Raw genomic sequence first — 26,266 nt, 5'->3', positions numbered from 1 at the left:
GCTTCGGTACCAACCGAAGGCACGTTGTCCGCGCTCCCCGACAGTCTGTCCGCCGCCTTGCCCAGCCGCGACATCTTCCAGCGTGCGCTGTCGCAGACGGCACGCCTCATCTCGATCACCACCCCCTTGCCGGATACCGTGCTGGTCGCCGAACGATTTCATGGTGAAGAAGCCCTTTCCACCTGCTATGCCTTCGACATCGACTGCCTGTCATCCAACGCGCACCTCGAACTGAAGCAGTTCATCGGCGAAGAGCTCACCTTGCGTCTGTTACTGGCAGATGGTCGCAGCCATCGCCAATGGCATGGGCTGGTCACACGCGCAGCGCAACTCGGGGCCGATGGCGGGCTGGCGCGCTATCGCCTGACGCTCTCGCCTTGGTTGTCGCTGTTGGCGCATCGCCGCACCAGCCGCATCTTCCAGGACAAGACCATCGAGGAGATCGTCAGCGAAGTTTTCGCGCACTACCCCCTCGCCCGCTTCAGCTTTGAGCTGACCACCCCGCTCTCGCCGCGCAGCCTGTGTTGCCAGTACCGCGAGACCGATCTCGAGTTCGTCCAGCGCCTGCTAGCCAGCGAAGGCTTGTCTTATCGCTTTGCACACGACCAAGCCGCACAGGCGGGAACGACAGGCGAATCACTTCAAGCGATGCATACGCTGGTGATCTTCGATGCGGCGTCTCCCCTGGCCGACTGCGCGCAACCCGACATCCGCTTCCACCGCAGCGCAGCCACCGAAGCGAGCGACAGCATCCACGCCTGGGAGTCAGCCCAGTCGGTGAAGAGCAATGCCTTTACCCGCGCCAGTTGGGACTACAAACAATTGCTGGCACCGGCCGGCAGCGGTGAGGTGGATGCCCAACTCCTGGGTGGGGTGGGTGAGGTGCCGAGCCTGGAAGACTTTGAGGGCAGCGGCGCTTATCGCTATGCCGATGCGCAGGGGGCCGAGCAAGCCGCGCTGCGTGCCGCAGGCTATCAGGCCCTGGCGATGGCTGCGCATCGCATCGAGAGTTCGGTCCGGGTGTTGGCGCCGGGGGAGCGTTTCCGGGCCAGCGCGCATCCCGTCCTGCAGAGCGAGTCGGCCCGGCAGACGGTGTTGGCATTGGTCCATGAGGCGGTCAATAACCTGGACAGTGGGGCGAAAGTCCTCCACGCAGCGGCCACGCACACGTCATCCTCTCAGGTCGAGCGCGGCAGCTACCGCAACCGGGCCGTGTGTGTGTCGGCTGCGCTGCCGGTGCTGCCGCGTCCGTTGCCCAAGCCGGCCGTGCAAGGCATGCAGACGGCGCTGGTGGTCGGCTCGGCTGCGGTGCCGGTGGGCACCGGGACGCACAGTGAGCGGGATGGGCGAGTCAAGATCCAGTTTCCGTGGCAACGCGGAGCACGCCCTCTGACGGGTACGCCGGTCAGTGAGGCGGAGCGCGCGACGCTGGACGAGTCAAATGGCACCTGGGTCCGGGTGGCGGAGTGGTTAGCGGGCCCGAACTGGGGCAGCAGCTTTACGCCACGGGTGGGCACCGAGGTGTTGGTGGAGTTCGTCGAGGGGGATGTGGATCGTCCCTTGGTGGTGGCGCAGCTCTACAACGGTCAGGATGCACCGCCCTGGCCCGCTGGCGAGGGAAGTCAGGCGAATCATCCAGGCCTGCTCTCGGGTTGGCATGTGCCGACACTGGACGGCGCGGGCTGGAGTCAGTGGCAGCTCGATGATGCGACCGGTCAGTTGCGCTGCCGTCTGGCCAGTAGTGCGCAGCGCAGTGAGTTGAATCTGGGCTTTCTGATTCATCAGGCGCCGGGCAGCAGCAGGCGCGGGGCGTATCGGGGCCAGGGCTTCGAGTTGCGCACCGATGGCTGGGGCGTGCTGCGTGCGGCGCAGGGGATGCTGGTCTCGACCAGCGCCCGGATGCAGGCGGCGAGCACGCAGCTCGATACCGGGGAGGTTGCCGTGCAGCTCAAGGCAGCCTGCGACACGGCGACCCGCTTGTCGGATGCGGCCAGTCAGTCGGAAGCCGATGCGCTGGCCCAGGCCCCGCGCATCGAGGCTTTCCGGGCGCTCATCCACCCGCAGGCTGCGCTGGCTCCCCTCTCCCCCACCCCCTCTCCCGCCAGCGGGCGAGGGGAGCAGACGGCGGCTTCTCCGAGCGTAAAGCCGGGCACCGATCCGACGGACCGCACCGTGCCCGCCTTCACTGCCCCTGCCCTGCTGGTGGAGACCCCAGACAGTCTGGCCCTGGCGACCCCGCAGAGCAGCGCCTTGTTCGCCAGTGCGCAGCTCAGTGTCACCGCCCAGGCGGATACCCAGCTCAGCGCGCAGCACACCCTGAGCCTCGTCGCGGGCGAAGCGACCAGTCTCTACACCCATGCCAGCGGCATCAAGGCCATCGCCGCCAATGCCCCGCTCTCCATCCAGGCCCACGACGGCCCGCTCGAAGTACTGGCCGACCAGGATGTCACCGTCACCTCATCGAACGACGAGATCCACATCCTCGCCAGCAGCAAGATCGTGCTCCAGGCCGGCCAGTCCTCCATCACGCTGGACGGCGCCAACCTCACCTTCGCCTGCCCAGGCCAGTTCACCGTCAAAGGCGGGCAGAATGTGTTGGCGGGCGGGGCAAGTGCGGCGGCGAGTTTGCCCATACTGCCAGAAGGCAAACTCACGATTGACAAGGATGTGATCGAACTGGATCACCGTTACCACGATGAAGAAGGTCTGGCCGACGCCGAGTATGTCGCCACACTTTCTGATGGCAGCACGCGCTTCGGGCGGCTGGATAGCCATGGACGCGCAAGGCTCACAGACGTCCCAGCAGGTTCAAGTGCAAGCGTTCGTTTCGGTCCCTCGAGCGCGCCGTTCAAGCGCAAGACCGCCGAGCCCACACCCGGTCATTCCGCCACGCCTGCGGAAACGAACATTCAAAGCCTGGTGGCGCGCTACGCGGCACATCTCAAGAACAGGAGCAAGGTATGAGTACGGCGAACGCAAGCAGTGCGCCGCACTGGTGGTCCGGCTTCGAGTCTACGGTCAGTGAGGCAAGCGGCTGGCTCTGGGGTACGGTACAAGGCGCGTTCAACGAGAAAGCCAGCCTCTCACAGATCATCGTGGATGCCGTGATTGGCATGATCCCGCTGGTTGGCGACGTCACGGCGGTGCGTGATCTGATTGCGGTCAGCATCGGCATGGTCGATGACCCTGCCAAGCGCGACGACAAGCTGCAATGGATCATGCTTGTCGTGCTGATCTTCGCCCTGATCCCTGTGATCGGTGGTGTCATCAAAGGCGTGGGCCGACTCACGCTCAAAGCGGTCGGCGAAGCCGCTCATCTCGTCGGTGCCGCGCGTGCCGCGCATCTGGGTCAGGCGGCCAAAGACATCGTGGCCTTTCTGAATCGGGTGGGCGTCGGGAATGCAGAGCGCTGGCTGCTCAACTTGCGCGTACTCGATCATCAGGCGCAGATCGTGGAGCGCTTTGGCGCCCTGATCGTCACGCTGCGGCGTTGCTGCGCGAAGATCAAGACCGAGCTGCATGCTGTGCTGCCTCAGTCTTTGTTGAGCAGACTGGATGGGCTTTCAAGCGGGCTCCAGCGTTTGAAGGAGACTGGCGACAAGATGATCCCGGAAGCCCTCAAAGAACTTGATCAACACTTGCGCGAGATTCAGGCCTACATTCGCTCCGGCGGCGAAACCACCGCACGCACCGTCGAACACACTGCCACGGCAGGCACGAAGACAGTGACCTATGCCGACGAGCTGCGCATGATTGAAGCCGAGGCCGGCGCGCTGCGCAGCGCCAAGGGCGGGTGGGTGCAGAACAGTGCGAATCCAGGCGACATGCACAATTACTACAAGCATGAGACGGGGTATCCGGATTTGGCAAAATTCGTTGGTGATAAGGGTCGGCTCACGGGTATCCCCGCCTTCGCCGGCAAGATCACCAACCGCACGATGAAGCCAGGTGACGAGGTGTTTCGTTTGTTTGGACCTAAAGGCGAGACGTTTGGCGAAACAGTCGACCAGAGCTTTGGTGCAGGAGGCTGGTGGGGCATGGGCAAGCCGCCCAAGACTGCTGAGGAATGGCGTAAGCACTACGCAGTGCTCGACGAATTCAATCGCGATGGTTTTATGGTGGTCGGTAAGGTTGTGGAGCCGGATCGAATTAGGGCTTGCGTGGGTAAGGTGTCTGAGCAAGTTAGCAACAAAATACCGGGGCAATACCTTGAGGGCGGTGGCATGCAAGCGGTGTTCTATCTGGACGATGCCGCCAAAAAAACCTTGAGCGAGGCCGGGCAAGAAGTCATCAAGACCGGTCAGCCCAAGAAGCTCACAGTCGGTGGCATGGAGTTGGAGATCCGCCCAACCGGTTGGACAGATGCCAACGGCCGCTGGGGCTATGTGCGCATGCCCGGTACCACTACCGTGCAAACCACGCGCCTCGGTGCGCGCGAGATCGCCCGCAAAGATGAAGAGGTGCCTGCCACGCGCAGCACCAAACCCCGGTAATGACCATGAGTAATTCCATTCCCCTGATCCCCAACGCCGAAGAGCGTCGCCGCATCTTCTACATGCTTAAGAAGAACTCCTCCTACACCGCTTGGGCGCGGGTGGCGGAGTACCACTGGAAGTGGTTAGAGATTTATAAACTGGCTGTGGCCGATGATTCACAAAAAGGTACGGGGTTCTTTAGCAATCCAGCAAAGCGCATAGCCTTTGCTGAGGGAATGGCTGTTTGCTTGGAACGCCTGCGGCGAGGCGATAAGCGCCCGTTCAAGTACCTGGGGCTGACGGGATATTTCTATCAAGCCCATCAACCACTCAGCTGGATGGCAACAGATATTTCGCGCTACGAGATGGGGGAGAACGCCCTTCCCGCAATGGACTCACCCCACTGGGATCGCCTCGTCGAGGCTTTGGTCAACGAAGGACGCGCCGAGCAGGAAATCGGCGCCTTCATCCTCGAAGGCCAGTGGATCGACAACCCGGCCCCGCTGAGTTATCACGTCATGGCCAACCACGGCCCCAACTTCCTGATGGAGTACTCCACTTTTCCGGAAGGTGAATTGCCGCCCGTGCCAGAACCCGAGGAGCAGGTGTTTTTGCGCACCAAAGATACGGTGCCTTACTCGGGCATCTGGGAGCCGGTGAAGGTCGATTACACCAAGGGTGTGCTGGGTTTGTTCCAGAAACCCATCGTGCCTGACGCAGGAATCGAACTCGACGGGCTGATGAATTACCTGCATGTGGGCTCGCCCGCGCCGAGCATCGCCTTCCCGGGCGATGACTTGCGCAATGACGGCCGCCCGACGACCTGGCGCCTCATCTGGCGTGATGATCGGTATGAGGACGGTACTATTCCCGACGAAGAAGCGCAGTACACCTTCCGTTGCCCCGAATGGCCGCACGTGCCATGGCCGCAGTTCGCCCCGCCAGACCCGAACGCTCAACCCGACACAGGCCCGGCACGCTGCCCCGCCGGTCAGCCCTGTCCGCGCGCAGGCTACTGGATATCGCCCGCCAAGGCTGACTCACGACGCCTGTTCAAACAAGGCGAGATCATGCCGGAGTTGGGTGCTGACTACGGCGTGACAATCTGGCAATGGGACACGGATCAGGCCTGACGGAAGGTCGACATCCGTTTCCACAGCAACGTGGCCACCGAGGCCAGCGGCAGCATATCGCCCCGGCCCTCTGCGCTCATTTTCCCGCGCCAATTGGGCCTGCAAGCTGTTGCTGGCTCCGGTCGGCGACCGCGAGATCAATGCCCAGCACTGCATGTGCAAGGCACAACTAGGCTCCGCCCTGCCCCCGCCACCTCGCCCACAGCAAGACCATCAGGTCGAGCACGCAGTAGAACGCGCCGGCCGCGAGGGGTGGGTTGGTCATGGCGAGGCCGAACCAGGGGTCTTGCGCCTGCCATTGCCAGTTGCCTAGCCAGGTGGCGAACAACTCCATCCACAGTGCCAGCAGGAACATCCAGGCATAGAGTCGCGGCGCGGGGCCGAAGCGCCAGCAGAGCAGGAAGAAGGCGCAAAGCACGAGACCCAGATGGTCGTGCCCCTGCCATGCCATCCAGAGGGTAAGCGGGGCAGCCAGCCAGGGCACCAGGGCGAGCAGGCGATAGGGCACGCGCGCGACGCTGTGCATGCCGAGCCAGAAAAGCAGCACATGCCCGGGCGGGACGAACAGCGGCAAGCCGCCATCGCGATACAGGTAGAGCCCCCACAGCAGGGACAGGAACAGTTCGCCCGCAGTGGCGATTACCAGGCAGACGATCAGCGGCGGGCGCATGGCGGGCTTTTCCACCCGCAGCAGCAAGGCGTACAGGCCCCACACCCAGGCATTGACCAAAAGTGGCCCCAGCCTGCCGCCCAGTTGATCGAGCAGGAGGCCGCCCACGATGATCAGCAGGATCAGCAGCGGCATGAGGCCCAGCACACGGGCACGCGTCGCGGGCCAGCCACATTGGAACAGCGTGGCGCCGAGTCGACGCACGGCCGCCCTCACCCGCGCCCCCGGTTCTTGTCCCAGGTGAAGCGCTGCGTGCGCTGCCAGCGTTGGTCGGCCTGCAAGCGTGGATTGCCCGGGCGCTGTGCCGCAGGTTTGGGTGCAGATGGCAGCGCAGGTCGATTGCCGGGCTTGGCCGGTTTGCTCATCTCAGCCAGCCGTTGAGGCGCAGCCAGTTCTCGCACAACTGCGTCCATTGCGCGACAGGCCCCTGAGCAAGGCGGATCGCGAAACCGTGACCGCCGCGCTGGAACACATGCAGCTCCGCCGGCACCTTCTGCCGACGCAGTGCGAAGTAGAAACGCAGCGCGTTCTCGGGCGGTACGGAGGCGTCGTCATCGGCATGCACGATGCAACAGGCCGGCGTGTCGGCCTGCACCATCAGCTCGGCGGACTGCGATTTGATTTCGGCCTCAGTGGGCGCTTCGCCCAGCAGTTTCTGCCGCGAAATCGCGTGCGTGTAGACCGCGTCCATGGTGATGACGGGATAGACCAGCAGCGCGAAATCAGGCCGTGCGGAATTGCCGTCCACCGCATCCTGCGCCGCATAGACGGGCGCCGCAAAGCGCGTCGCCAGCATCGCCGCGACATGGCCGCCGGCCGAGAAGCCCATCAGCCCGACGCGCTGCGGCGCGATGCCCAGCGACACGGCATGCGCGCGCAACCAGCGCATCGCGCGCTGCGCGTCCTGCAAGGATACGTGCACCGCCTGCGCATGACCTTCGCCGGGCAGGCGATACTTGAGCACACCGACCGTGATGCCCAGGCCGGTGAGCCAGGGCACGATCTCCTCACCTTCCTTGTCGATGACGACGCGCTGGTAGCCGCCACCGGGAATCACCAGCAGCGCCAGCCCATTCGGCTTGGCCGGGCGATAGACGCGCAGCATCGGCCGCGTGATGCGGCTGATCGCGCGGTCATGGAATTGCGTGATGTCCGGGCTGCGTTCGTCGATGAACTCTTCCAGCACGAGCCCCGCCGAACCCGGCGCATCGCCCGGCCACAGCGGATGCTCGGTGTAGCCCATCAGGCGCGGCGCTGGCCCAGCAACTCGGCGGCGTGCTGGCGCGTGGTTTCGGTGATGTTGACGCCGCCCAGCATGCGCGCGATCTCTTCCACGCGCTCAGCCTCGGCCAGCGCCGAGAGGCGCGACAGCGTGGCACCGTCGACGGTTTCCTTGGCCACCTTCCATTGCCAGTCGGCCTGCGCAGCCACCTGCGGCAGGTGCGTCACACACAGCACCTGGTGCGTGCGGCCCAGCTCGCGCAGACGGCGGCCCACGATCTCGGCCACGCTGCCCCCGATGCCGACGTCGACCTCGTCGAAGATCAGCGTCGGCGCGGACTGCGCTTCACTGGTGATGACCTGGATCGCCAGCCCGATGCGCGACAGCTCGCCGCCGGACGCAACCTTGCCCAGCGGTCGCAGCGGCTGCGCGGGATTCGCGGCAACCTGGAACTCGATGCGCTCGTAACCGGTGGCAGCACCATCCGGTTCGGGCTGCAGGGCAATCTGGAACGTACCACCAGCCATCGCGAGGCCCTGCATGGCTTCAGTCACGGCCTCGCCCAATGCGGCGGCGGCCTTTTCACGTTTGCCACTCAGCTCGCGCGCCTTGCGATCGAACTGCGCCTGCGTCTCCTGTTCGCGCGCCAGCAAGGCGGCGGGATCGGCCAGCTCGTCCAAGCTCGCCAGTCGTGTAGCGCTCTCGTCGAGCAGGCCCGGCAGCGCTTCCGGCGCGACGCGATACTTGCGCGCCATGTCCAGCACGGCGGCGATGCGCTGGTCGACTTCGGCCAGGCGTGCCGGGTCGAGGTCGACGCGATCACGGTAGCGGCGCAGCGCATGGCCCGCCTCTTCCAGCCGGATCGCGGCTTCCGACAACAACTGCGCGATCTCGCCCAACTGCGGGTCATAGCCGGCCAGCTCCTGCAGGCGGGCGGCCAGGCGCTCGGTCTCGGTGGCCAGCGGCGCATCGCTCTCGCTGACGGCGTCCAGTGCCGCCGAGGCACCCTCCAGCAGGCTGGCCGCATGCGACAGGCGCGCCTGCTCCTGATTCAGCGCATCCCACTCTTCAGCCGCGAAGCCCAGCTCGCGCAGCTCCTTGACCTGGTAGGACAGCATCTCGCGTTCGCGCAGCAGATGGGCCTGGCCCTGCTCCGCCTCCTCACGCGCCTTCGCGGCGGCGCGCCATTCGCGGTACGCCAGCGCCACTTCGCGCGCCAGCGGCAGCAGGCCGGCATGGCTGTCGAGCAGGATGCGCTGTGCATCCGGGCGCAACAAGGCGTGGTGCGCATGCTGGCCATGGATGTCGGCGAGGAACTCGCCCAGCTCGCGCAACTGCGTCGCGGTGGCCGGCATGCCGTTGATGTAGGCGCGCGAGCGGCCGCCGCTGTCGATCACCCGGCGCAGCAGGATCACGTCCTCGTCGGCCGACAGGTCCTGCGCCAGCAACCAGGTCCGAGCCGGGGAGTCAGCGGGTAGGTCGAATTCGGCCGCGAGATCGGCCTTGTCGCAGCCGCTGCGTACCACGCCGGCATCCCCGCGCTCGCCCAGCAGCAAGGCCAGGGCGTCGAGCAGGATGGATTTGCCGGCGCCGGTCTCGCCCGTCAGCGCACCGAAGCCGGCACGGAAATCGAGTTCGAGCTGGTCAACCAGCACGAAATCCTTGATCAGAAGACGCCGCAGCATGAGTCGATCCAGTCCTCAGGACAGGCGCGGCGCCGCGCTCCAGTGCAGCTTCTCGCGCAGCACGGCGAAGTAGCTGTACTGCTCGGGGTGCAGCAGGGTCACGGACTGGAATGAACGGCGCACACGGATACGGTCGCCCGCCTTGGCGTCGAACAAGGTCTGGCCATCGAAGTGGATGCGCGCGTCGTGCGAGGGCAGGATCACCAATTCCACCGTGCTCTCCTGCGACAGGGCGATGGGGCGATAAGTCAGGGCATGCGGGCACAGCGGCACCAGCAACATGCCCGCCAGGCGCGGATGCAGGATGGGGCCATTGGCCGACAAGGCGTAAGCGGTGGAGCCGGTCGGCGTGGCGACGATCATGCCGTCGGCGCGTTGCGAGTAGATGAACTCGCCATCGACATGCAGTTCGAACTCGATCAGGCGGCCGATCTCGCCGCGCGACAGCACCACGTCATTGAGTGCGGTGGTACTGAACACCGGGGCGCCGTTACGCAGGACCTCGGCCTCCAGCAACACACGGCGCTCGCGCTGGCACTTGCCGTTGAGCACCTCGGCCACCATTTCCAGCATGCCGTCACGCGAGATGTCGGTCAGGAAGCCCAGGCGCCCCAGGTTGATGCCCATCAGGGGCACACCATAGGCCGACAGCCGACGGGCCGCAGTGAGCATGGTGCCGTCGCCACCGACCACGATGGCCAACTGGGCACCGCGGCCGATGGCGTCGTAGTCGACCACCCGGTCAAAGCCCAGGCCGGTGGCGTTGGCCGTTTCCAGCTCGATCCACACGGTTGCGCCGGCCCGGCGCAGGAAGTCCGCCAACTGGCTCAGGACTTCGCCCACTTCCGCACTCTGGTACTTGCCAATCAGGGCAATGGTCTTGAACGCTGTGCTCATGGAGCGGCATTGTAACCGCGCGGCCCGGTCCGTGAAGGCCCGCCGCAACTGGTCAGCGGGGAGCCAGCCACTTACAATCGGGGGTCATGTCGAATCCATCAGACGCTTCTCTCGACCAACGCGCCAAGGTATTGCTCAAGACCCTGGTCGAGCGCTACATCGCCGAGGGCCAGCCCGTCGGCTCGCGCTCGCTGTCGCGCCAGTCCGGCCTGGAACTGTCGCCCGCCACGATCCGCAACGTGATGGCCGACCTGGAGGAGATGGGCTTCGTCGCCAGCCCGCACACCTCGGCCGGCCGCATTCCCACCGCGCGCGGCTACCGCCTGTTCGTCGATTCACTGCTGACCGTGCAGACCATCGAACAGAATGAACTGCGCGCACTGGAACACCAGTTGCAGCCAGACGACCCCAAGCGTGTGATCAACGCGGCCTCGCAACTGCTGTCCGGCCTGACGCACTTCGCCGGCATCGTGGTGGCGCAGCGCAAGGACGGCACCAAGGTCCGCCAGATCGAGTTCGTCAGTCTGTCCGATACGCGCGTGTTGCTGATCATCGTCACCACCACCGGCGACGTGCAGAACCGCATCCTGCTGACCAAGCGCGCCTACTCGCCCAGCGAGCTGACCCAGGCAGCCAACTACCTGAACCAGCATTGCGTGGGCCTAGGGCTCACCGACATGCTGGACCGTCTGCGCATGGAGTTGACCGAACTGCGCGCCGACATGTCCGAACTCATGAGCGCGGCCATCCAGGCAGGCGAAGAAGCCATCGAGAAGCAGGACACCGACTACGTGATCTCCGGCGAGCGCAACCTGCTGGAGGTCGACGAGCTGTCCTCCAACATGTCGCGCATGCGCGAGCTGTTCCGCATGTTCGAACAGAAGTCCAGCCTGATGCAGTTGCTGGACATCTCAAACCGTGCCGACGGCGTGCAGATCTTCATCGGCGGCGAATCCGGCATCACCACGCTGGACGAATGCAGCGTGATCACCGCCCCCTACGAGGTCGACGGCCAACTGGTCGGCACCGTAGGCGTGATCGGCCCCACGCGCATGGCCTACGACCGAGTCATCCCCATCGTCGACATCACCGCGCGCCTGCTCTCCAGCGCACTGTCCAACAACGGCTGACCACGCCTGCATGCCACGTTATTTACCCGAACCCAAGCATGACCACGCCGCCGCCGAGCGCATCGGCATCCTGCTGGTCAATCTCGGCACGCCGGAAGCGCCCACGGCCAAGGCGGTGCGGCCCTACCTGAAGCAGTTCCTGTCCGACCCGCGCGTAGTCGAGATTCCGCGCCTGCTGTGGACGCCCCTGCTGAACCTGGTGATCCTCAACACCCGCCCGGCCAAGTCGGCGGAGAAGTACGCCCAGGTGTGGACCGCCGAAGGCTCGCCGCTGAAAGTGCATACCGAGCGCCAGGCCAAGTACCTGCAGGGCTACTACCTGCAGGCTGGCCACGGCCGCGTGCTGGTGGAGTACGCCATGCGCTACGGTCAGCCCGACATCGAGTCAGGCCTGCTGGCGCTGAAGGAAAAACAATGCCGCCGCATCCTCGTGCTGCCGATGTATCCGCAGTACGCGGCCTCGACAACGGCCAGCGTGTTCGACGCGGTGGCAGAGGTCGCCATGCGCATGCGCAACCTGCCCGAGCTGCGCTTCGTGCGCAACTTCCATGACCAGCATGACTACATCATGGCGCTGGCCAACAGCGTACAGGCGCACTGGCGAACCAACGGCCGGCCCGAGCAACTGGTGATGAGCTTCCACGGCGTACCACGCTTCACCCTGGACCGTGGCGACCCGTACTTCTGTGAATGCCACAAGACCGGCCGCCTGCTCGCCGAGGCGCTGAGTCTCAAGCCGGAGCAGTACAAGATCACCTTCCAGTCGCGCTTCGGCAAGGCCGAGTGGCTGCAGCCCTACACCGAACCGACCCTGCGCGAGCTGGCCAAGCAAGGCGTCAAGTCGATCGATGTGATCTGCCCTGGCTTCGTCGCCGACTGCCTGGAGACGCTGGAAGAGATCGCCATGGAGTGCAAGGCGGCCTTCATCAGCAGCGGCGGCAAGCATTTCGGCTACATCCCCTGCCTCAATGAGCGCAACGATTTCATCTCGGCGCTGCTGAACATCAGCAAGCGTCACATCGAAGACTGGCTGGCCCTGCCCCAGCCGACGGCAGAGCGGCTGGCCGCCACCGCACAGCGCGCCCGCGCGCACGGAGCGACGACATGATGCTGATCCTGCGCTGGGCGCTGAACGCGGTGGCCCTGATGCTGGTGCCGGAGATCGTCGGCTCGATCTCGGTGTCGAGCTACACCGCCGCCCTGGCGGCCGCACTGGGCCTAGGGCTGATCAACGCACTGATCCGCCCGATCCTGCTGATCCTGACCCTGCCGATCACCGTGCTGACCCTGGGCATCTTCGCCCTGGTCATCAACGCCCTGCTGTTCTGGGCCGTGGCCGGTCTGGTCGGCGGCTTCCACGTGCCAGGCTTCTGGCCGGCGCTATGGGGCGCGCTGGTGTATGGCGTGCTGACCTGGATGGTCGGCCTGGCACTGGGTGACTCGAAGTCAGTCCAGGTGTCCATGCGCGGCCGTCGCTGACCGCGCGCGTTCAGGCCTCACCGCGCAGATAGGCTTCAGGCCGGAAGCGCGGCGTACAGATGGCAAGGAACACGAGATCCTCGCTGCCTTCGGCGCGGATGCGCTGGCGCTCGCCGGGCGGAATCACCACCACATCGCCCGTCGAGACAGGCATGGGCGGAAACTTGCCGACCTCCGCCGTACCACGACCGGACAGGATCACGTAGCGCTCGGTGATGCCGTCCAGCCGATGCCATTCGGTCGTCACCCCGGGTGGCACACGGGCGCGCGCGACCGAGGCATCCTCGTCATCCGGCGAGTTCCACCACTCGGTGATGTAGCAGCCTTCCTCGAAAAAGTACTCGGCCGTGCCGGCGTTGATGACGATGCGCGGGCGGCGGGCCATATGGATTCAAGGCATCGGGCAAAGCCCGGGGCCTTCACGAAGTTCCCCTCGTCTGTGAACGGGAGAGGGGCTGGGGGAGAGGGCGAACGACAGGTCGAGCATGCGCCTCACGTCCCGATCAGGTATTCACACGCCCGATGCGGATCGTCAGCGGCCAGCGGATCTTGTGCGTGACGTACGGATCACCCCACAGCGGGCCGATCTCCTCGCCCAGCGCGACCACCGGGTCGGCGCCATGCGCCTCGACGTAGTGCGCCACGGCTGACCAGCTACGCGCGTAGCCCAGCAGTTGCGGCAGGGTCCAGTCGACGGTCAGGCCGAAGGGCGGGGCGGTGATTTCCTCGAAGGGGAAGGGCAACTCGCGGTAACCGCTGTCGACGTGGCGACGCGCGGCCGGCCAGTACGGGCCCAGCTTCTCCTTCAGGAAATGCATGACGGCATCGTAGATCGCATCCTCACCCACATTGATGGTGCCGTAGCTCCACACCGCGATCACCCCGTCCGGCTTGGCCACGCGGCGAACCTCGGTATAGAAGGCGTCAAGGTCGAACCAGTGCAGGGCCTGGGCGACGGTGATGAGGTCTACGGAGTGATCCGGCAGGCCGCTCGCATGTGCCGGCGCGACGCGATACTCGATGTTCGGGTAGGCCGGCGCGGCGCCGATCTGCGCCGCACTGATGTCGGTGCCGACGACCTGGGTGAAACGATCGGCCAGGTCCTGCGTGGCCTGGCCTGAGCCGCAGCCGACATCCCACGCCAGTTGGCGCGCCGGTGCGATACCGGCAAGACAGTCGAACAAGGCTTCCGGGTAACGCGGGCGGAAGCGCACATAGCCGTCTGCCACGGCTGAAAACACGTCCTTGCCGGCCTGATTGTCCTCGCGCGGGTTCATGTGAGTCCTGTATCTCTCGGAATGACCGGCCGCCAGTGTACTCCCAACCCGTGGCGCGCGCCGCCACGCCACCAGGACGCTCGCCCCCCGGCATGTAAGGTTTCCAGCCGCCCCCCTGTCTACTCGCATGCCTGGCCACGAACCCACGGCCAGCCATTACCCAACCAGGAGAACACACATGAACAAGCAAGCCCTTCTCGCCACCGCCCTCGGTTCCGTCCTCGCCCTGGCCGCCCTGCCCCATACCGCCGCCGCGCAGGATGCCGGCAAGGAAAAGTGCTACGGCATCGCCAAGGCCGGCGCCAATGACTGTGCGTCCGCCACCGGCAGCCACTCCTGCCAAGGCCACGCCAAGACCGACAACGACCCCAACGACTGGAAGTACGTTGCCAAGGGCAGTTGCGAAAAGATGGGCGGCTCGCTCAAGGCCGGCGCCAAGAAACCCATGTAAGAGCAACCAGCGAAATGATGCTGGCGTTGTTGCAGCCGCTTGCCGTACTACCTGTACTGTCGGCGCGGCTGCGCCTGGCCAGCAGCATTTCGCTTCGCTCCATTTCATCTTGTTGGCCGCTCTGCGCACCGATGCGGGCAGCAAGTCTGTCCGGCCCTCTTTGCTGACATGCACACGCCCCTCCCCCCCACCGCAGTTGGCATCGGCCTGCGCGCACCCTACCAGCGCGCGCTGCTGGACACGCCCGCCGACCTGGACTTCCTCGAAGTCCACAGCGAGAACTACTTCCACGCCGGCGGCCCCGCCCTGCACAGCCTGATGCAGGTCGCCGAGCGTTATCCGCTGAGCCTGCACGGTGTCGGCCTGTCACTGGGTTCGGCCGATGCGCTCGCCGCGACGCACCTGGACAAGCTGGCGCGCCTGGCAGCACAGGTGCAGCCGGCGCTGCTGTCGGAACACCTGAGCTGGAGCAGCATCGACGGCCAGTCCCTCAACGACCTGCTGCCGCTGCCACGTAGCCGAGAAGCGCTGGCCCTGCTGGTGACGCGCATCGACCGCGTGCAGCAGCGCCTGGGCCGCCGCATCCTGGTCGAGAACCTGTCGGCCTATGTCGACTTCGCCGCCCCCGATTTCAGCGAAGGCGAATGGCTGGCGGCCGTGGTGAGCGCCAGTGGCTGCGGCCTGCTGCTGGACATCAACAATCTCTACGTCAACGCCTGCAACTTCGACTTCGATCCCCTGCGCGAGCTGGCCTGCCTGCCCGCCGGCTGCGTCGGCGAATATCACCTGGCCGGCCACACGCAGGAAGGCCTGCTGCTGATCGACACCCACGGCAGCGCCGTGTGCGACCCGGTGTGGGCCTTGTTCGAGCAGGCGGTACAGCGCCTCGGCCCGGCCCCGACCCTGATCGAGCGCGACGCCGACTTGCCGCCTCTCGCCACGCTGCTGGCCGAGGCCCACCATGCTCGCAGCATTCTGCATGCTTATAGGAACGAGGCCTGTCATGCCTGAGCACGCTCCAGCCCTGCTCGACACGCAACGTCGTTTCGCCAGCCTGATCCGCAGCAGCGGCCCCGCCGACCTGCCGGACCTGCTGCAAGGCGAGGCCGCGCGCCGCGCCGCCGGCCTCACCGCCTACCGCCGCAACGCCCTGCTCAACGCGCAACAAGCCTTGTGCCTGGCCTACCCGGTGCTGACCCAGGTGGTCGGCGAGGAATTCATGCAAGCCCTGGCACGCGACTACTGGCTGGCCCATCCCTCACGCAGCGGCGACCTCAACGACTATGGGGCCAGGCTTGGTGAAAGCCTGGCCGGCCCGGCGGAGGCGATCGGCCTGCCCTGGCTGGTCGAACTCGCGCAACTGGAATGGGCCGTGCACGAAGCCAGCCGGGCCGCCGATATCGCAGCGCTGAGTCTGGCTGAGCTGCAGGCCTGCGCCCCCGAGCGACTGCCCACACTACGCCTCGCCCTGCACCCCGCGAGCTGCCTGCTGACCTCGGCCTGGCCACTGGCCAGCCTGTGGCGACAACACCAGCCCGATTACCAAGGCACCCTGGACCTCGACCACGGCGGCGCCGAGACCGCACTGGTTGCGCGTAGCGCCTGGCGCCTCGAGGTGCTTGCGCTGAGCGCTGCCGAAGCTGCCTTCTGGCAAGCCGCCCAGGCGGGGCACACGCTGACCGACATGATCGAGCAGGCCCTGGAACACGAACCCGGCTTCGACCCTGCGGGCTGCCTGCAGCAGGCCTTCGCCCAGGGCCTCATCGTTGCCCTGCACTGACCCCGACCTACGAGAGCCCACACATGAACACGCTCCCCCTGATTCACCGCGCCTACCACCATACGCTCCGCCTGACGCCCCTTTTCGATCTGCTGCGCGACGCGCTGCTGCTGGGCTTCCGCCTGTACCTGGCCTGGGTCTTCCTGCGCTCGGGCCTGGCCAAGCTGGCCGACTGGGACAACACCTTGTTCCTGTTCCAGGAGGAATTCCAGGTGCCGCTGCTGCCCCCGGCCCTGGCCGCCGCCGCCGGCAGCTTCGGCGAAGTCGTGCTGCCGCCGCTGCTCGCGCTGGGCCTGGCCGGCCGTTTTGCCGCGGCCGGCCTGTTCGTGGTCAACGCGATGGCCGTCGTGTCCTACCCGGCGTTATGGACCTTCGAATGCCCGGCCGCGCTTCAATCGCACTTCTTCTGGGGCGCCGGCCTGCTCACGCTGCTGGCCTGCGGTGGCGGCCGGCTAGCGCTCGACCCCTTGCTCGCCCGCCGCCTGCAGGCACAATCCGCGCCGCCTGCAGAATCCATACGCGGCCCGATGTAAGCTTTGCCGAGCTTGCCCGGTCCACTCGTCCAAGGCCCGCCCCCTCTCCCGCCATCATGTTCAAACGCAAGCAGGAAAAGCACTTCGAACAGGTCGTCCGCGCCTACAGCGGCGAGCTGTACCGCTTCGCCTACTGGCTCAGCCACGACCGCTTCAAGGCCGAGGAACTGGTGCAGGAAACCTTCGCCCGCGCGTGGAACAACTGGGACGCGCTGCGCGATCCGCTCAATCCCAAACCCTGGCTGCTGACCATCCTGCGCAACGAACATGCGCGGACCTTCGAGCGCAAACAACTCGACTATGTGGACGAAGCGCCGGAGGAACTGGACATCCCGGCCGGCAACGACCTGATCGCGCAGTACGAGCTGGAGAACCTGCTGGCCGGACTGCCGCTAAGCCTGCGCGAACCCCTGTTGCTGCAGACCCTGGGCGGTTACTCCTGCGAAGAGATCGCCGAGCAACTGGGCACCACGGCCGGCGCCGTGATGGTGCGCCTCACACGCGCCCGCAAGGCCTTGCAGGCCCTGCTGACACCAGCCGCCGCCCGATCGCATAACCGGAGTGCATCATGAGCAGTACCCATCAGGCGCCGTACAGTTGCCTGGATTTCCGCCGCGACAAGCTGGCCCGCCCGCGCGAGCTGCCGGCCGAGGCGGCCGATCACCTGGCCGGCTGCACGTCCTGCCAGACCTGGGCCCGGCGCGCCGACGCCATCGAAGCACGCATCGCCGACACGCTGGCCGTGCCGGTGCCGGAGGGCCTGGCCGAGCGCGTACTGCTGCGGGCACGGACGCCCCGCCGCCCACCCTGGCCCTGGATGGCGCTGGCCGCCTCGCTGATGGTGGCGCTGGCGCTGAGCGTGATCCAGTACCACGACCGCTATGGTGAGGAGACGTCGATCAGCCTCGCCCAAGCCGCGCTGCAACATGCGCAAGAAGAACCGATAGAGCGCGGGCTGCACCGCGTCTCCGACCTCGGCCAGTTTCCCACCGTGCTGGCCAACTTCGGCGGACAGATCGAAGCCCCACTGGCCCCGGTACGCTACCTGCACCTGTGCCCGATCAAGGGCCATGGCATGGGTTGGCACATCGTCTACGCCACGCCACACGGCGAGGTCACCTTGCTGCTGGTGCCCGCCAAGGCGGACGGCCCCGCGGTCGAAACACTCGAAGTCGATGGCATGCAGGTCCGCGTGCAACGCGCCGGCAAGGGTTACTACGCCATCATCGCGCACAACCGGGCCAGCCTGGACGCGGCCTCGCGCGACCTGCAGTCCAAGGTGCGCTGGCTCTGAGCGGGCTCTGACCGCGTGTTGCGGCGCGGGGTAGAATGCGCGTTTCGGCGCGCCTGGCGCCGCCCTTCTTGCAGACCGGACCGACCGTGAGCGCACCGCACGACAATAAACCCGCCGCACAGGCCACGAACTTTCTTCGCAACATCATCGAGGCCGACCTCGCCGCCGACAAATTCGCCCAGCGCCGCTTCGCCGGCAGTCCGGGCGACGCGGCCCACCATGCGGCGGGCCCGCTGGACCCGGCGAAGATCCGCACGCGCTTTCCGCCCGAACCGAACGGCTACCTGCACATCGGCCACGCCAAGTCGATCTGCCTGAACTTCGGCCTCGCGCGTGATTTCGGCGGCGTGTGCCACATGCGCTTCGACGACACGAACCCGGAAAAGGAAGAGCAGGAATACGTCGACTCCATCCTCGACGCCGTGCAATGGCTGGGCTTCGGCTGGAACGCCAATGGCACCGAGCACCTGTTCCATGCCAGCGACTACTTCGACTTCATGTTCCGCGCGGCGGAATACCTGATCACTTCCGGCAACGCCTACGTCGACCAGCAATCGGCCGACGAGATGCGCGCCAACCGCGGCACGCTGACCGAGCCCGGCAAGAATTCGCCCTGGCGCAACCGCCCGGCCGCCGAAAGCCTCGCCCTGTTCCATGAGATGCGCGACGGCAAGCATCCGGACGGCAGCATGATCCTGCGCGCCAAGATCGACATGGCCTCGCCCAACATCAATCTGCGCGACCCGGCCATCTACCGTATCCGCCACGCCGAGCACCACCGCACCGGCGACAAATGGTGCGTGTACCCGATGTACACCTTCGCCCACCCGATCGAGGATGCGCTGGAGCAGATCACCCACTCGATCTGCACGCTGGAGTTCGAGGATCAGCGCCCCTTCTACGACTGGCTGCTGGAACATCTGGCCGATGGCGGCCTGCTGGCCAGGCCCCTGCCGCATCAGTACGAATTCGGCCGCCTCAACGTCACCTACGTGATCACCAGCAAGCGCAAGCTCAAGCAACTGGTGGACGAAAAGCACGTCGACGGCTGGGACGATCCGCGCATGCCCACCATCGTCGGCCTGCGCCGCCGCGGCTACACGGCAGAAGCCCTGCAACTGTTCTGCGAGCGCACCGGCACGACCAAGTCCAACAGCCTGATCGACTACAGCAGCCTGGAGATCGCACTGCGCGACGACCTTGAAGGCAAGGCCGCGCGCGCCATGGCGGTGCTGGACCCGCTCAAGCTCAAGCTGAGCAACTGGGATGCCGTGTTCGGCCCCGGTCACGTCGAGCCCTGCTCGGCGCCAGCCCATCCGCACCACGAAGAGATGGGCAGGCGCCACTTCAACCTCACGCCGGAACTGTGGATCGAGCGCGAGGACTTCATGGAAGAGCCGTCCAAGGGCTATCACCGCCTCTACCCAGGCAACAAGGCGCGCCTGAAGTATGGCTACGTCATCGAATGCAAGGGCTGCGAGAAGGATGCCAACGGCAACATCACGGCCGTGCTGGCCGAGATCGTGCCCGACACCAAGAGCGGCACGCCGGGCGCCGACAGCGTCAAGGTCAAGGGCGTGATCACCTGGGTATCAGCCAGCGAGGGCAAGCAGGCAGAGGTGCGCCTGTACGACCGCCTGTTCAAGGAAGAGCACCCGGACGCCGGCGGCCGCGACTTCCTGGAAGCCATCAATCCGGACTCCAAGAAGGTCGTCACCGCCTGGATCGAGCCGGGCCTGGCCCAGGCTGCGGCCGGCACCAGCTTCCAGTTCGAGCGGCACGGCTACTTCGTGGCCGACCGCCAGGACCATGTGGACGGACGGGCAGTTTTCAACCGCACGACTACCCTCAAGGACAGTTGGGGCAAGTGATAGCGGCCGGCGCAGCGGACAATCCGCCGCGCCAGCGCCGCCAATTAGTTCCGCGCCAAGACAAAGGCAAACCAGTATGGTGAGCGGAACACTGCGGTCACTCTCGTATCACTTTGCGTCGTAACAAAACCATGGGTCTTTTTGATCTGTTCCGCTCGAAGCGCCCCGAACCTGCCAAGCCGCAGGTGGACGAGGTGCCCGACACCGTGCCCGTCGTACCGATCAATCGCCGCACCCGGCCGCGTGTCAACGCGCGCCCGGGTACCGTGGCGCTGATCATCGACGATTCCCCGACCATCGTGGCGGCGCTCGGCAAGATCCTCAAGTCCGTCCAGTACGTCATCCTCGAGGCCGGCGACGCCGAGACGGGCCTGGAGATCGCGCGCCGCGAACGCCCGCAACTGATCTTCCTCGACATCGTGCTGCCCGGCATGAACGGCTTCTCGGCCCTGCGCCAGTTGCGCCGCGATCCCCTGACCATGGACACCCCCGTCATCATGATGAGCGGCAACGAGCACGCCACCGAGCAGTTCTTCGGCAGCCGCATCGGCGCCGACGACTTCATGAAGAAGCCCTTCTCGCGCCACGAGGTGTTCGCCCGTATCGAGCGCCTGCTCGACGACAACCGCAGCCCGCGCCGCCCGCCGCGTGCCAGCCTGTTCGGCGTGCATGACGACAACAGCAGCAGCACTCAGCTCGCCGTCCCCGTCCTGCCGCCCAGCAAGGAATCCTGAGCCCGCCCCCGGGCATCCAGGGTCATCCCGGCGGCGCTGCGTTTCTCCCCCCGCCGGCCCCTCAAGGCCACTCCGGCCACGCAAAAGAATGTCCTGCGGAAGGCCAATCTCCTTCTGGCGGGATAGTGCGTCCCTATCGGCAACCGCCTTTCCAAATTTATTCTTCAGGCGCCCCGGGTATTGCCGTTAACCCGCACTCTCATTCCATCGCCTGGTGTCTGCATGAATCTCAAATACCGCTTGATGCTGTTTGTGTCCCTGTTGGTCGCGCTGAGCATCAGCGTCCTGTCGACGGTGGCTTACCGGCAGATGGAGCGCGAGATCATCCAGGGCGTGGAGAACGAAATCCTCATGGCCATGCAGGGAAATGGCGAGGCGATGGCACGTTGGATCGGCCAGCGCCACGACGCCATGGCCGCCGCCGCCCAGGCCATCAACCCGACCGACGCGCCCCATGCCGCCCTGGTCGCGGCGAAGACTGCAGGGCGCTTCGACCAGACCTTCGTCGGCTTTGCCGACAAGCGCATGGTCTACCAGAACCCGGACAAACAGCCGCCCGCAGGCTATGACCCCACCGCGCGCCCGTGGTACCAGAAGGCCAGCTCGGCCAATGCCGCGGTACTGTCCGACCCTTACATCTTCGCCTCGACCAAGAAGCTGGGCGTGACCTTCGCGCTGCCCGTGACCAGCGCCGGCTCCCTGCTGGCGGTGGCAGGCGGCGACATCGCACTGGAAGACATCATCGCCCTGACGCAAGGCATCAAGCTGCGCGGCGACGGCTTCGCCTTCCTGGTGACGCGCGACGGCAAGATCGTCGCGCACCCGGACTCCAGCAACGTGCTGAAGCAGGTGTCGGAAGTCATCCCGGGCCTGGAGCAGGGACAACTGCAGGAACTCGCCGGCACCCGCAAGCTGAGTGACGTGGAGACGCCCTCGGGGCACGTGCTGCTCAGTGTGGTCCCGGTGGCGGGCAGCGACTGGTTGCTGGGCACGGTCACCAGCCGCAGCAAGATCCTGGCCCCGCTGAACCACCTGTTGCTGACCCTGGTGGTGGCCGGTCTGATTCTCGGTGCGATTGCAGTGGGCGTGGCCAAGCTGGCGCTGGATCGGTTGTTGAGCGGTCTGTACCGCCTGCGCGCCGCGCTGGAGGAAATTGCCTCCGGCGCCGGTGACCTGACCCACGCGCTGCCGGTGACTCGCCGCGACGAGATCGGCCTGACCGCAGAAGCCTTCAACCGCTTCATCGCCAGCCTGCGCGACATGTTCGTGGGCGTGCGTGACCAGTCCGAACGCCTGGCCCGCGACGTCAATGCGCTGCACCAGGCCATCGCAGAGGTGTCAGCCGACTCGCAACGCCAGGCGGATGTGTCCAGCGCCACGGCCGCCACGATCGAAGAGATCACGGTCAGCATCAACCACATCGCCGACAACGCGCAGGACGCGGAACAGGCTGCCATCGCCACCGGCAAGGTGTCGCTCGACTCGGCCGCCGCGGTCAATCACTTGGCCGGCGAAATCGACCACATCTCGCAGGCCGTGGGGCAGCTCTCCGACACGCTGGGCGCGCTGGGCATGCGCTCGTCCGAGATCACCAGCATCGTCGGCGTGATCAAGGAGATCGCCGAACAGACCAATCTGCTGGCCCTCAATGCCGCCATCGAGGCGGCGCGCGCTGGCGAGCAGGGTCGCGGTTTCGCCGTGGTGGCCGACGAGGTACGCAAGCTGGCCGAGCGCACCGCGAAGGCCACGGTGGAGATCGGTCATCGCATCGACACCATCCACAGCGAAATCCAGGTCGCGCTGGACAACATGGACAAGACGCGCCACTCGGTGACGGGTGGCGTCGACACCTCGCATCAGGTGGCCGAGCAGATGGCCAGCATCGACGGCCGCATGCAGGCCGTGGTGGCGGGTATCCGCGATATTGCGGAATCCACGCGCGAGCAGTCGGCGGCCACCAATGACATGGCCCAGGCGGCAGAGAAGGTCAATCGCATGGCGGCGGACACCGACGCCGCGATCCAGTCGGCCAACGCCACGGTGCGCGAACTGAATACCGTGTCGCGCGATCTGCACGCCCTGGTCAACCGCTTCCGGCTCTAAACCAGATCAGGCCGCGATGCCGACGCGCAGGCTGGCCGCGTAGCCGGCGTTCGTGCTGCCGCTCAGCGTGGCCATCTGCGTGCTGTAGCCGTCGCTGAACACGTTGTCGCTGGCAAAGCTGATCTGGGCAAAGTTGCTCTTGCTGCTGGTGTAGAGGCTGGTGGCATAGACCTCGTTGCAGGTCGCGGTCGGAAAGGCGATCTGCGATGTCTTGATCTTGTTGGCCGAGCCGGTCGCCTGGGCCAGGCTGGGATACACCTCGAAATGCATGTGCGGCATACGACCCGAGTAGCAGCCGGGAAAGATGGTCGTGAAGCTGACCGAGCCATTGCTGTCGGTCACCTGCACGCCGCGCAGATAATTCTCGCCCGTCACCCCGCTCGAATAGAGCGAGTACAAGCCGCCCGCGGTGCAGTGCCACAGGTAAATCGCGTAGCCCACCAAGGGCGTGCAGCCATCGGTCGTGCTGACCAACTGGAGGGTGATCGTCAGCGGCACACCGTCCGCCACGCCGCTCGCCCCCGCCACGCTGCTGCGGATGTCGCTGCGCACGATGCCGGTGAGCGTCAAGGCGTTGGCCACGCCGCTCGCATTGTTGTTTGAGCCGTCACCGGGGTAGGGACCGGCCGTCTCCTCCGGGATCACCGAGCAGGTCGAGCTGCCGCCGGATGAAGAGGAGGACGACGATGAAGACGACGAGGAACTGGACACGGTCGAACTGCCGATCGACAAACCACTGGACTCACCGCCACCGCAGCCCTCCAGCAGCCACATCGCCCCCAAGCCCCCCAGCAATGTAAGGGCATGACGTCTTTGAATCTGCAGCAAGTCCTGGTGCAGTTGAGGCATGGTGTTTTCTCCGTCAGGTCAGTGTTTTCCCGGTCTGGAACGCCGGTGATGGCGGGGGCCTGCTCACACCGCCCCTCCCGCTGGCGTGGGCGCGTGTGAACAAGCCCCAGTCTATGAATCCGCGGGTCAAGAGACGTAAAGAATGTGCAAGTCTTCGCGAGCCGGCACTCACCGGCCTGGCAAGCAGCCAGGCTTGCGCCCCCCCATGGCCGGGCCTACCATCGCGGGTCCGACTGATTTTGTGCAATGTCCGGCAGCGAGACTGCTGGCACACTGCCGCCTCCCTCATACGTTCAACACTCCCTCATAGAACATACGACCATGACCAAACTGTTCATCGAAGACCTGCAACTGGCCGGCAAGCGCGTGCTGATGCGCGTGGACTTCAACGTGCCCGTCAACAATGGCGTCGTCGAGAGCGACAAGCGCATCCGCGCCGCCCTGCCCACCATCAAGTACGCGCTGGACAAGGGTGCCTCCGTGGTACTGATGTCGCACCTGGGCCGCCCGGACGGCAAGGCCAACCCGAAGTACACGCTGGCCCCCGTCGCCCAGCGCCTGGAACAACTGCTGGGCAAGCCGGTGAAGTTCCTCAACGACTGCGTCGGCGCGGAAGTCGAAGCCGTCACCAGCAAGCTGGCCGCCGGCGAAGTCGTGCTGCTGGAAAACGTGCGCTTCCACCTGGAAGAAGAAGGCAAGGTCAAGGATAAGGAAGGCAACGTCACCAAGGCCACGCCGGAAGCCATCGAAGCCTTCCGCGATGCGCTGTCGCGCCATGGCGATGTGTTCGTGTCCGACGCCTTCGGCACCGCGCACCGTGCGCACAGCTCGGTCGTCGGCGTGAAGCTGCCGCGCGCCTCGGGCTTCCTGCTGAAGAAGGAACTGGACTTCCTGGGCGACGCCGTGAACAAGCCGGTGCGCCCGCTGGTGGCCATCATTGGCGGCTCCAAGATCTCCGGCAAGATCGACGTGATCGAAGCCCTGCTGCCCAAGGTCGACAAGCTGCTGATCGGCGGCGGCATGGCCTTCACCTTCCTCAAGGCCCAGGGCTATGAAGTCGGCAACTCGCTGTGCGAGAACGACAAGGTCGAGCTGGCCAAGAGCCTGATGGCCAAGGCCGGCGACAAGCTCGAACTGCCCATCGACACCATGGTGACCAAGAAGCTGGACTTCGGCGCCCGTACGCTGGACGGCCTGGTCGAAGTCGCCTCCACTGCCATCCCGTCCGACCAGGAAGGCGTGGACATCGGCTCCAAGAGCGCCGCCCGTTATGCCGAAATCATCCGTGGCGCCAAGACCGTGCTGTGGAACGGCCCGATGGGCGTGTTCGAGATCGACGCCTCGGCCAAGGGCACCTACGCCGTGGCTCATGCGCTGGTGGAAGCCACCGCAAACGGCGCGATCACCGTGGTCGGTGGCGGTGACTCCGTGGCCGCGGTCGAGAAGGCCGGCCTGGAAGACAAGGTGTCGCACGTCTCCACCGGTGGCGGCGCCTCGCTGGAGTTCCTCGAAGGCAAGGCCCTCCCCGGCGTGGAAGCCCTGAGCGACAAGTAAGCCGCTTCTGCTTCTGTGCTGACACAACGCCCCGCTTGCCGGGGCGTTGCCATTTTTTCGCCCCGCCTGCCGGGGCGTTGCCACTTCTATGCCCCGCTCGCCGGGGCGTCGTCGTTTCTGCGCTCCCTGATTTCTGCGACACTCCGCAGCAAACATAACCACAGGGAGTGAATCGCATGGCCGGAACCAGTCTTCTGATGTTGCTCGACGACATCGCCAGTGTGCTGGACGACGTCGCCGTCATGAGCAAGGTCGCCGCCAAGAAGACGGCCGGCGTGCTGGGCGACGACCTGGCACTCAACGCGCAGCAGGTCACCGGCGTCACAGCGGATCGCGAACTTCCGGTCGTCTGGTCGGTGGCCGTGGGATCGCTGCGCAACAAGCTGATCCTCGTGCCCGCCGCGCTGCTGATCAGCGCGTTCGCGCCCTGGGCAGTGATCCCGCTGCTCATGCTCGGGGGCGCCTTCCTGTGCTTCGAGGGCTTCGAGAAGCTGGCCCACAAGTTCCTGCATCGCGCCGAGGCCGAGTCCGAACATGCCGCCCGCTTGCAGGCCTTGCAGGACCCGAACATCGACATGGCCAGCTTCGAGCGCGACAAGATCAAGGGCGCCGTGCGCACCGACTTCATCCTCTCGGCCGAGATCATCGTCATCGCGCTGGGCACCGTGTCGAGCCAGCCCTTTGGCATGCAGGTCGCCGTACTAAGCACCATCGGCCTGCTCATGACCGTCGGCGTGTACGGCTTCGTCGCCGCCATCGTGAAGCTGGACGACGCCGGGCTGCACCTGCAGCGCCAGTCTTCCGCCTTCCTGCAGGGCGTCGGTCTGGGCCTGCTGTGGTTCGCACCCTGGCTCATGAAGGCGCTCTCCGTGCTGGGCACCGCCGCGATGTTCCTGGTCGGCGGCGGCATCCTAGTGCACGGTCTGCCCTTCCTGCACCACCTGGCCGAAGCCGCGGGCGCCGCCCCCGGCGTGATCGGCGCCCTCGGGCCGACGCTGTTCAACCTGCTCGCTGGCCTGATCGCGGGCGCCCTGTGCCTGCTGGTGGTCAGTGGCGTGAGCCGCCTGTTCCGTCGCCCCAAGGCAGCCTAGGCGGAATCAAAACCGGCGCGCGTGCGTCCAAGCCGGAA

Annotated in this window: 24 protein-coding genes; 17 read left to right on the top strand and 7 right to left on the bottom strand. The window is 65.8% G+C overall.

Annotated features, from left to right (window positions below):
• Positions 1 to 24: 24 nt before the first annotated feature.
• From NMB43_RS07050 to NMB43_RS07040, 3 genes are read left to right on the top strand one after another with little or no spacing between them, the layout of a single operon-like run.
• Positions 25 to 2,964 carry a type VI secretion system Vgr family protein gene (locus NMB43_RS07050; RefSeq protein ID WP_494351442.1) on the top strand — a complete coding sequence of 980 codons (2,940 nt, stop codon included), beginning with the start codon at positions 25 to 27 and terminating at the stop codon, positions 2,962 to 2,964.
• Complete coding sequence (locus tag NMB43_RS07045; RefSeq protein WP_494351441.1) at positions 2,961 to 4,493, top strand: hypothetical protein; 1,533 nt, start codon at positions 2,961 to 2,963, stop codon at positions 4,491 to 4,493. The genes NMB43_RS07050 and NMB43_RS07045 overlap by 4 nt, the downstream gene beginning before the upstream one ends.
• A gap of 5 nt (positions 4,494 to 4,498) precedes the next feature.
• Entirely contained in the window at positions 4,499 to 5,608 is a 1,110-nt protein-coding gene (locus NMB43_RS07040) for an Imm71 family immunity protein (RefSeq protein ID WP_494351440.1), read from the top strand.
• 169 nt (positions 5,609 to 5,777) lie between these two features.
• Here the strand turns inward: NMB43_RS07040 and NMB43_RS07035 are convergent, their stop codons facing one another.
• The 4 genes from NMB43_RS07035 to NMB43_RS07020 all read right to left on the bottom strand — a co-directional run bounded on the left by NMB43_RS07035 (position 5,778) and on the right by NMB43_RS07020 (position 10,082).
• Positions 5,778 to 6,482: a hypothetical protein gene (locus tag NMB43_RS07035; protein ID WP_494351439.1), complete on the bottom strand. Its 705-nt coding sequence runs from the start codon at positions 6,480 to 6,482 to the stop codon at positions 5,778 to 5,780.
• A gap of 157 nt (positions 6,483 to 6,639) precedes the next feature.
• Positions 6,640 to 7,521, bottom strand: coding sequence for an alpha/beta hydrolase (locus NMB43_RS07030; RefSeq protein ID WP_494351438.1), 882 nt, complete (start codon positions 7,519 to 7,521; stop codon positions 6,640 to 6,642).
• On the bottom strand, positions 7,521 to 9,185 hold the full coding sequence (gene recN, locus NMB43_RS07025) for a DNA repair protein RecN (RefSeq protein WP_494351437.1): 1,665 nt from the start codon (positions 9,183 to 9,185) through the stop codon (positions 7,521 to 7,523). The genes NMB43_RS07030 and recN overlap by 1 nt, the downstream gene beginning before the upstream one ends.
• A 15-nt stretch (positions 9,186 to 9,200) precedes the next feature.
• Positions 9,201 to 10,082, bottom strand: coding sequence for an NAD kinase (locus NMB43_RS07020; RefSeq protein WP_494351436.1), 882 nt, complete (start codon positions 10,080 to 10,082; stop codon positions 9,201 to 9,203).
• 86 nt (positions 10,083 to 10,168) lie between these two features.
• On the opposite strand from NMB43_RS07020, the gene hrcA reads away from it, so the two are divergent.
• The 3 genes from hrcA to NMB43_RS07005 are packed head-to-tail and all read left to right on the top strand — an operon-like array spanning position 10,169 to position 12,691.
• Positions 10,169 to 11,212 carry a heat-inducible transcriptional repressor HrcA gene (gene hrcA, locus NMB43_RS07015; protein ID WP_494351435.1) on the top strand — a complete coding sequence of 348 codons (1,044 nt, stop codon included), beginning with the start codon at positions 10,169 to 10,171 and terminating at the stop codon, positions 11,210 to 11,212.
• A gap of 10 nt (positions 11,213 to 11,222) precedes the next feature.
• The gene (gene hemH, locus NMB43_RS07010) at positions 11,223 to 12,320 is read left to right on the top strand and encodes a ferrochelatase (RefSeq protein ID WP_494351434.1); all 1,098 of its coding nucleotides are present in this window, start codon (positions 11,223 to 11,225) and stop codon (positions 12,318 to 12,320) included.
• Complete coding sequence (locus NMB43_RS07005) at positions 12,317 to 12,691, top strand: phage holin family protein (protein WP_494351433.1); 375 nt, start codon at positions 12,317 to 12,319, stop codon at positions 12,689 to 12,691. Before hemH ends, NMB43_RS07005 begins: the two co-directional genes overlap by 4 nt.
• Before the next feature lie 10 nt (positions 12,692 to 12,701).
• On the opposite strand, the gene NMB43_RS07000 is transcribed toward NMB43_RS07005, so the two are convergent.
• Both NMB43_RS07000 and NMB43_RS06995 read right to left on the bottom strand, forming a co-directional pair.
• Positions 12,702 to 13,076 (bottom strand): cupin domain-containing protein, encoded by a 375-nt coding sequence (locus tag NMB43_RS07000; protein WP_494351432.1) that lies wholly within the window; start codon positions 13,074 to 13,076, stop codon positions 12,702 to 12,704.
• A gap of 118 nt (positions 13,077 to 13,194) precedes the next feature.
• Positions 13,195 to 13,968, bottom strand: coding sequence for a class I SAM-dependent methyltransferase (locus tag NMB43_RS06995; protein WP_494351431.1), 774 nt, complete (start codon positions 13,966 to 13,968; stop codon positions 13,195 to 13,197).
• A gap of 178 nt (positions 13,969 to 14,146) precedes the next feature.
• On the opposite strand from NMB43_RS06995, the gene NMB43_RS06990 reads away from it, so the two are divergent.
• The 9 genes from NMB43_RS06990 (at position 14,147) to NMB43_RS06950 (ending at position 22,734) form a co-directional block, all read left to right on the top strand.
• Positions 14,147 to 14,419, top strand: coding sequence for a BufA1 family periplasmic bufferin-type metallophore (locus NMB43_RS06990; protein WP_494351430.1), 273 nt, complete (start codon positions 14,147 to 14,149; stop codon positions 14,417 to 14,419).
• A 168-nt stretch (positions 14,420 to 14,587) separates the two neighbouring features.
• Positions 14,588 to 15,430 carry an MNIO family bufferin maturase gene (bufB, locus tag NMB43_RS06985; protein ID WP_494351429.1) on the top strand — a complete coding sequence of 281 codons (843 nt, stop codon included), beginning with the start codon at positions 14,588 to 14,590 and terminating at the stop codon, positions 15,428 to 15,430.
• Positions 15,423 to 16,199 carry an HvfC/BufC family peptide modification chaperone gene (locus NMB43_RS06980; RefSeq protein WP_494351428.1) on the top strand — a complete coding sequence of 259 codons (777 nt, stop codon included), beginning with the start codon at positions 15,423 to 15,425 and terminating at the stop codon, positions 16,197 to 16,199. The genes bufB and NMB43_RS06980 overlap by 8 nt, the downstream gene beginning before the upstream one ends.
• Positions 16,200 to 16,222: 23 nt before the next feature.
• Positions 16,223 to 16,732: a DoxX family protein gene (locus NMB43_RS06975; protein ID WP_494351427.1), complete on the top strand. Its 510-nt coding sequence runs from the start codon at positions 16,223 to 16,225 to the stop codon at positions 16,730 to 16,732.
• 56 nt (positions 16,733 to 16,788) lie between these two features.
• Positions 16,789 to 17,304 (top strand): sigma-70 family RNA polymerase sigma factor, encoded by a 516-nt coding sequence (locus NMB43_RS06970; RefSeq protein WP_494351426.1) that lies wholly within the window; start codon positions 16,789 to 16,791, stop codon positions 17,302 to 17,304.
• Positions 17,301 to 18,026 carry a DUF3379 family protein gene (locus NMB43_RS06965; RefSeq protein ID WP_494351425.1) on the top strand — a complete coding sequence of 242 codons (726 nt, stop codon included), beginning with the start codon at positions 17,301 to 17,303 and terminating at the stop codon, positions 18,024 to 18,026. The genes NMB43_RS06970 and NMB43_RS06965 overlap by 4 nt, the downstream gene beginning before the upstream one ends.
• Positions 18,027 to 18,112: 86 nt before the next feature.
• On the top strand, positions 18,113 to 19,897 hold the full coding sequence (locus NMB43_RS06960) for a glutamine--tRNA ligase/YqeY domain fusion protein (protein WP_494351424.1): 1,785 nt from the start codon (positions 18,113 to 18,115) through the stop codon (positions 19,895 to 19,897).
• Positions 19,898 to 20,028: 131 nt separating this feature from the next.
• Positions 20,029 to 20,631, top strand: coding sequence for a response regulator (locus NMB43_RS06955; RefSeq protein WP_494351423.1), 603 nt, complete (start codon positions 20,029 to 20,031; stop codon positions 20,629 to 20,631).
• Positions 20,632 to 20,853: 222 nt separating this feature from the next.
• Positions 20,854 to 22,734 carry a methyl-accepting chemotaxis protein gene (locus tag NMB43_RS06950; protein WP_494351422.1) on the top strand — a complete coding sequence of 627 codons (1,881 nt, stop codon included), beginning with the start codon at positions 20,854 to 20,856 and terminating at the stop codon, positions 22,732 to 22,734.
• 6 nt (positions 22,735 to 22,740) lie between these two features.
• Here NMB43_RS06950 and NMB43_RS06945 read toward each other — a convergent pair whose 3' ends face one another.
• Complete coding sequence (locus NMB43_RS06945) at positions 22,741 to 23,583, bottom strand: intradiol ring-cleavage dioxygenase (protein WP_494351421.1); 843 nt, start codon at positions 23,581 to 23,583, stop codon at positions 22,741 to 22,743.
• Between the two features lie 321 nt (positions 23,584 to 23,904).
• Between NMB43_RS06945 and NMB43_RS06940 the strand changes: the two genes are divergently transcribed.
• Both NMB43_RS06940 and NMB43_RS06935 read left to right on the top strand, forming a co-directional pair.
• A complete protein-coding gene (locus NMB43_RS06940; protein WP_494351420.1) occupies positions 23,905 to 25,137 on the top strand; it encodes a phosphoglycerate kinase in 1,233 nt (410 codons plus the stop codon).
• Between the two features lie 176 nt (positions 25,138 to 25,313).
• The gene (locus NMB43_RS06935; protein WP_494351419.1) at positions 25,314 to 26,228 is read left to right on the top strand and encodes a DUF808 domain-containing protein; all 915 of its coding nucleotides are present in this window, start codon (positions 25,314 to 25,316) and stop codon (positions 26,226 to 26,228) included.
• The last annotated feature ends 38 nt before the right edge of the window (positions 26,229 to 26,266 follow it).

Source organism: Uliginosibacterium sangjuense (assembly GCF_059132465.1).
This window is presented reverse-complemented; position numbering and strand designations above follow the sequence as displayed.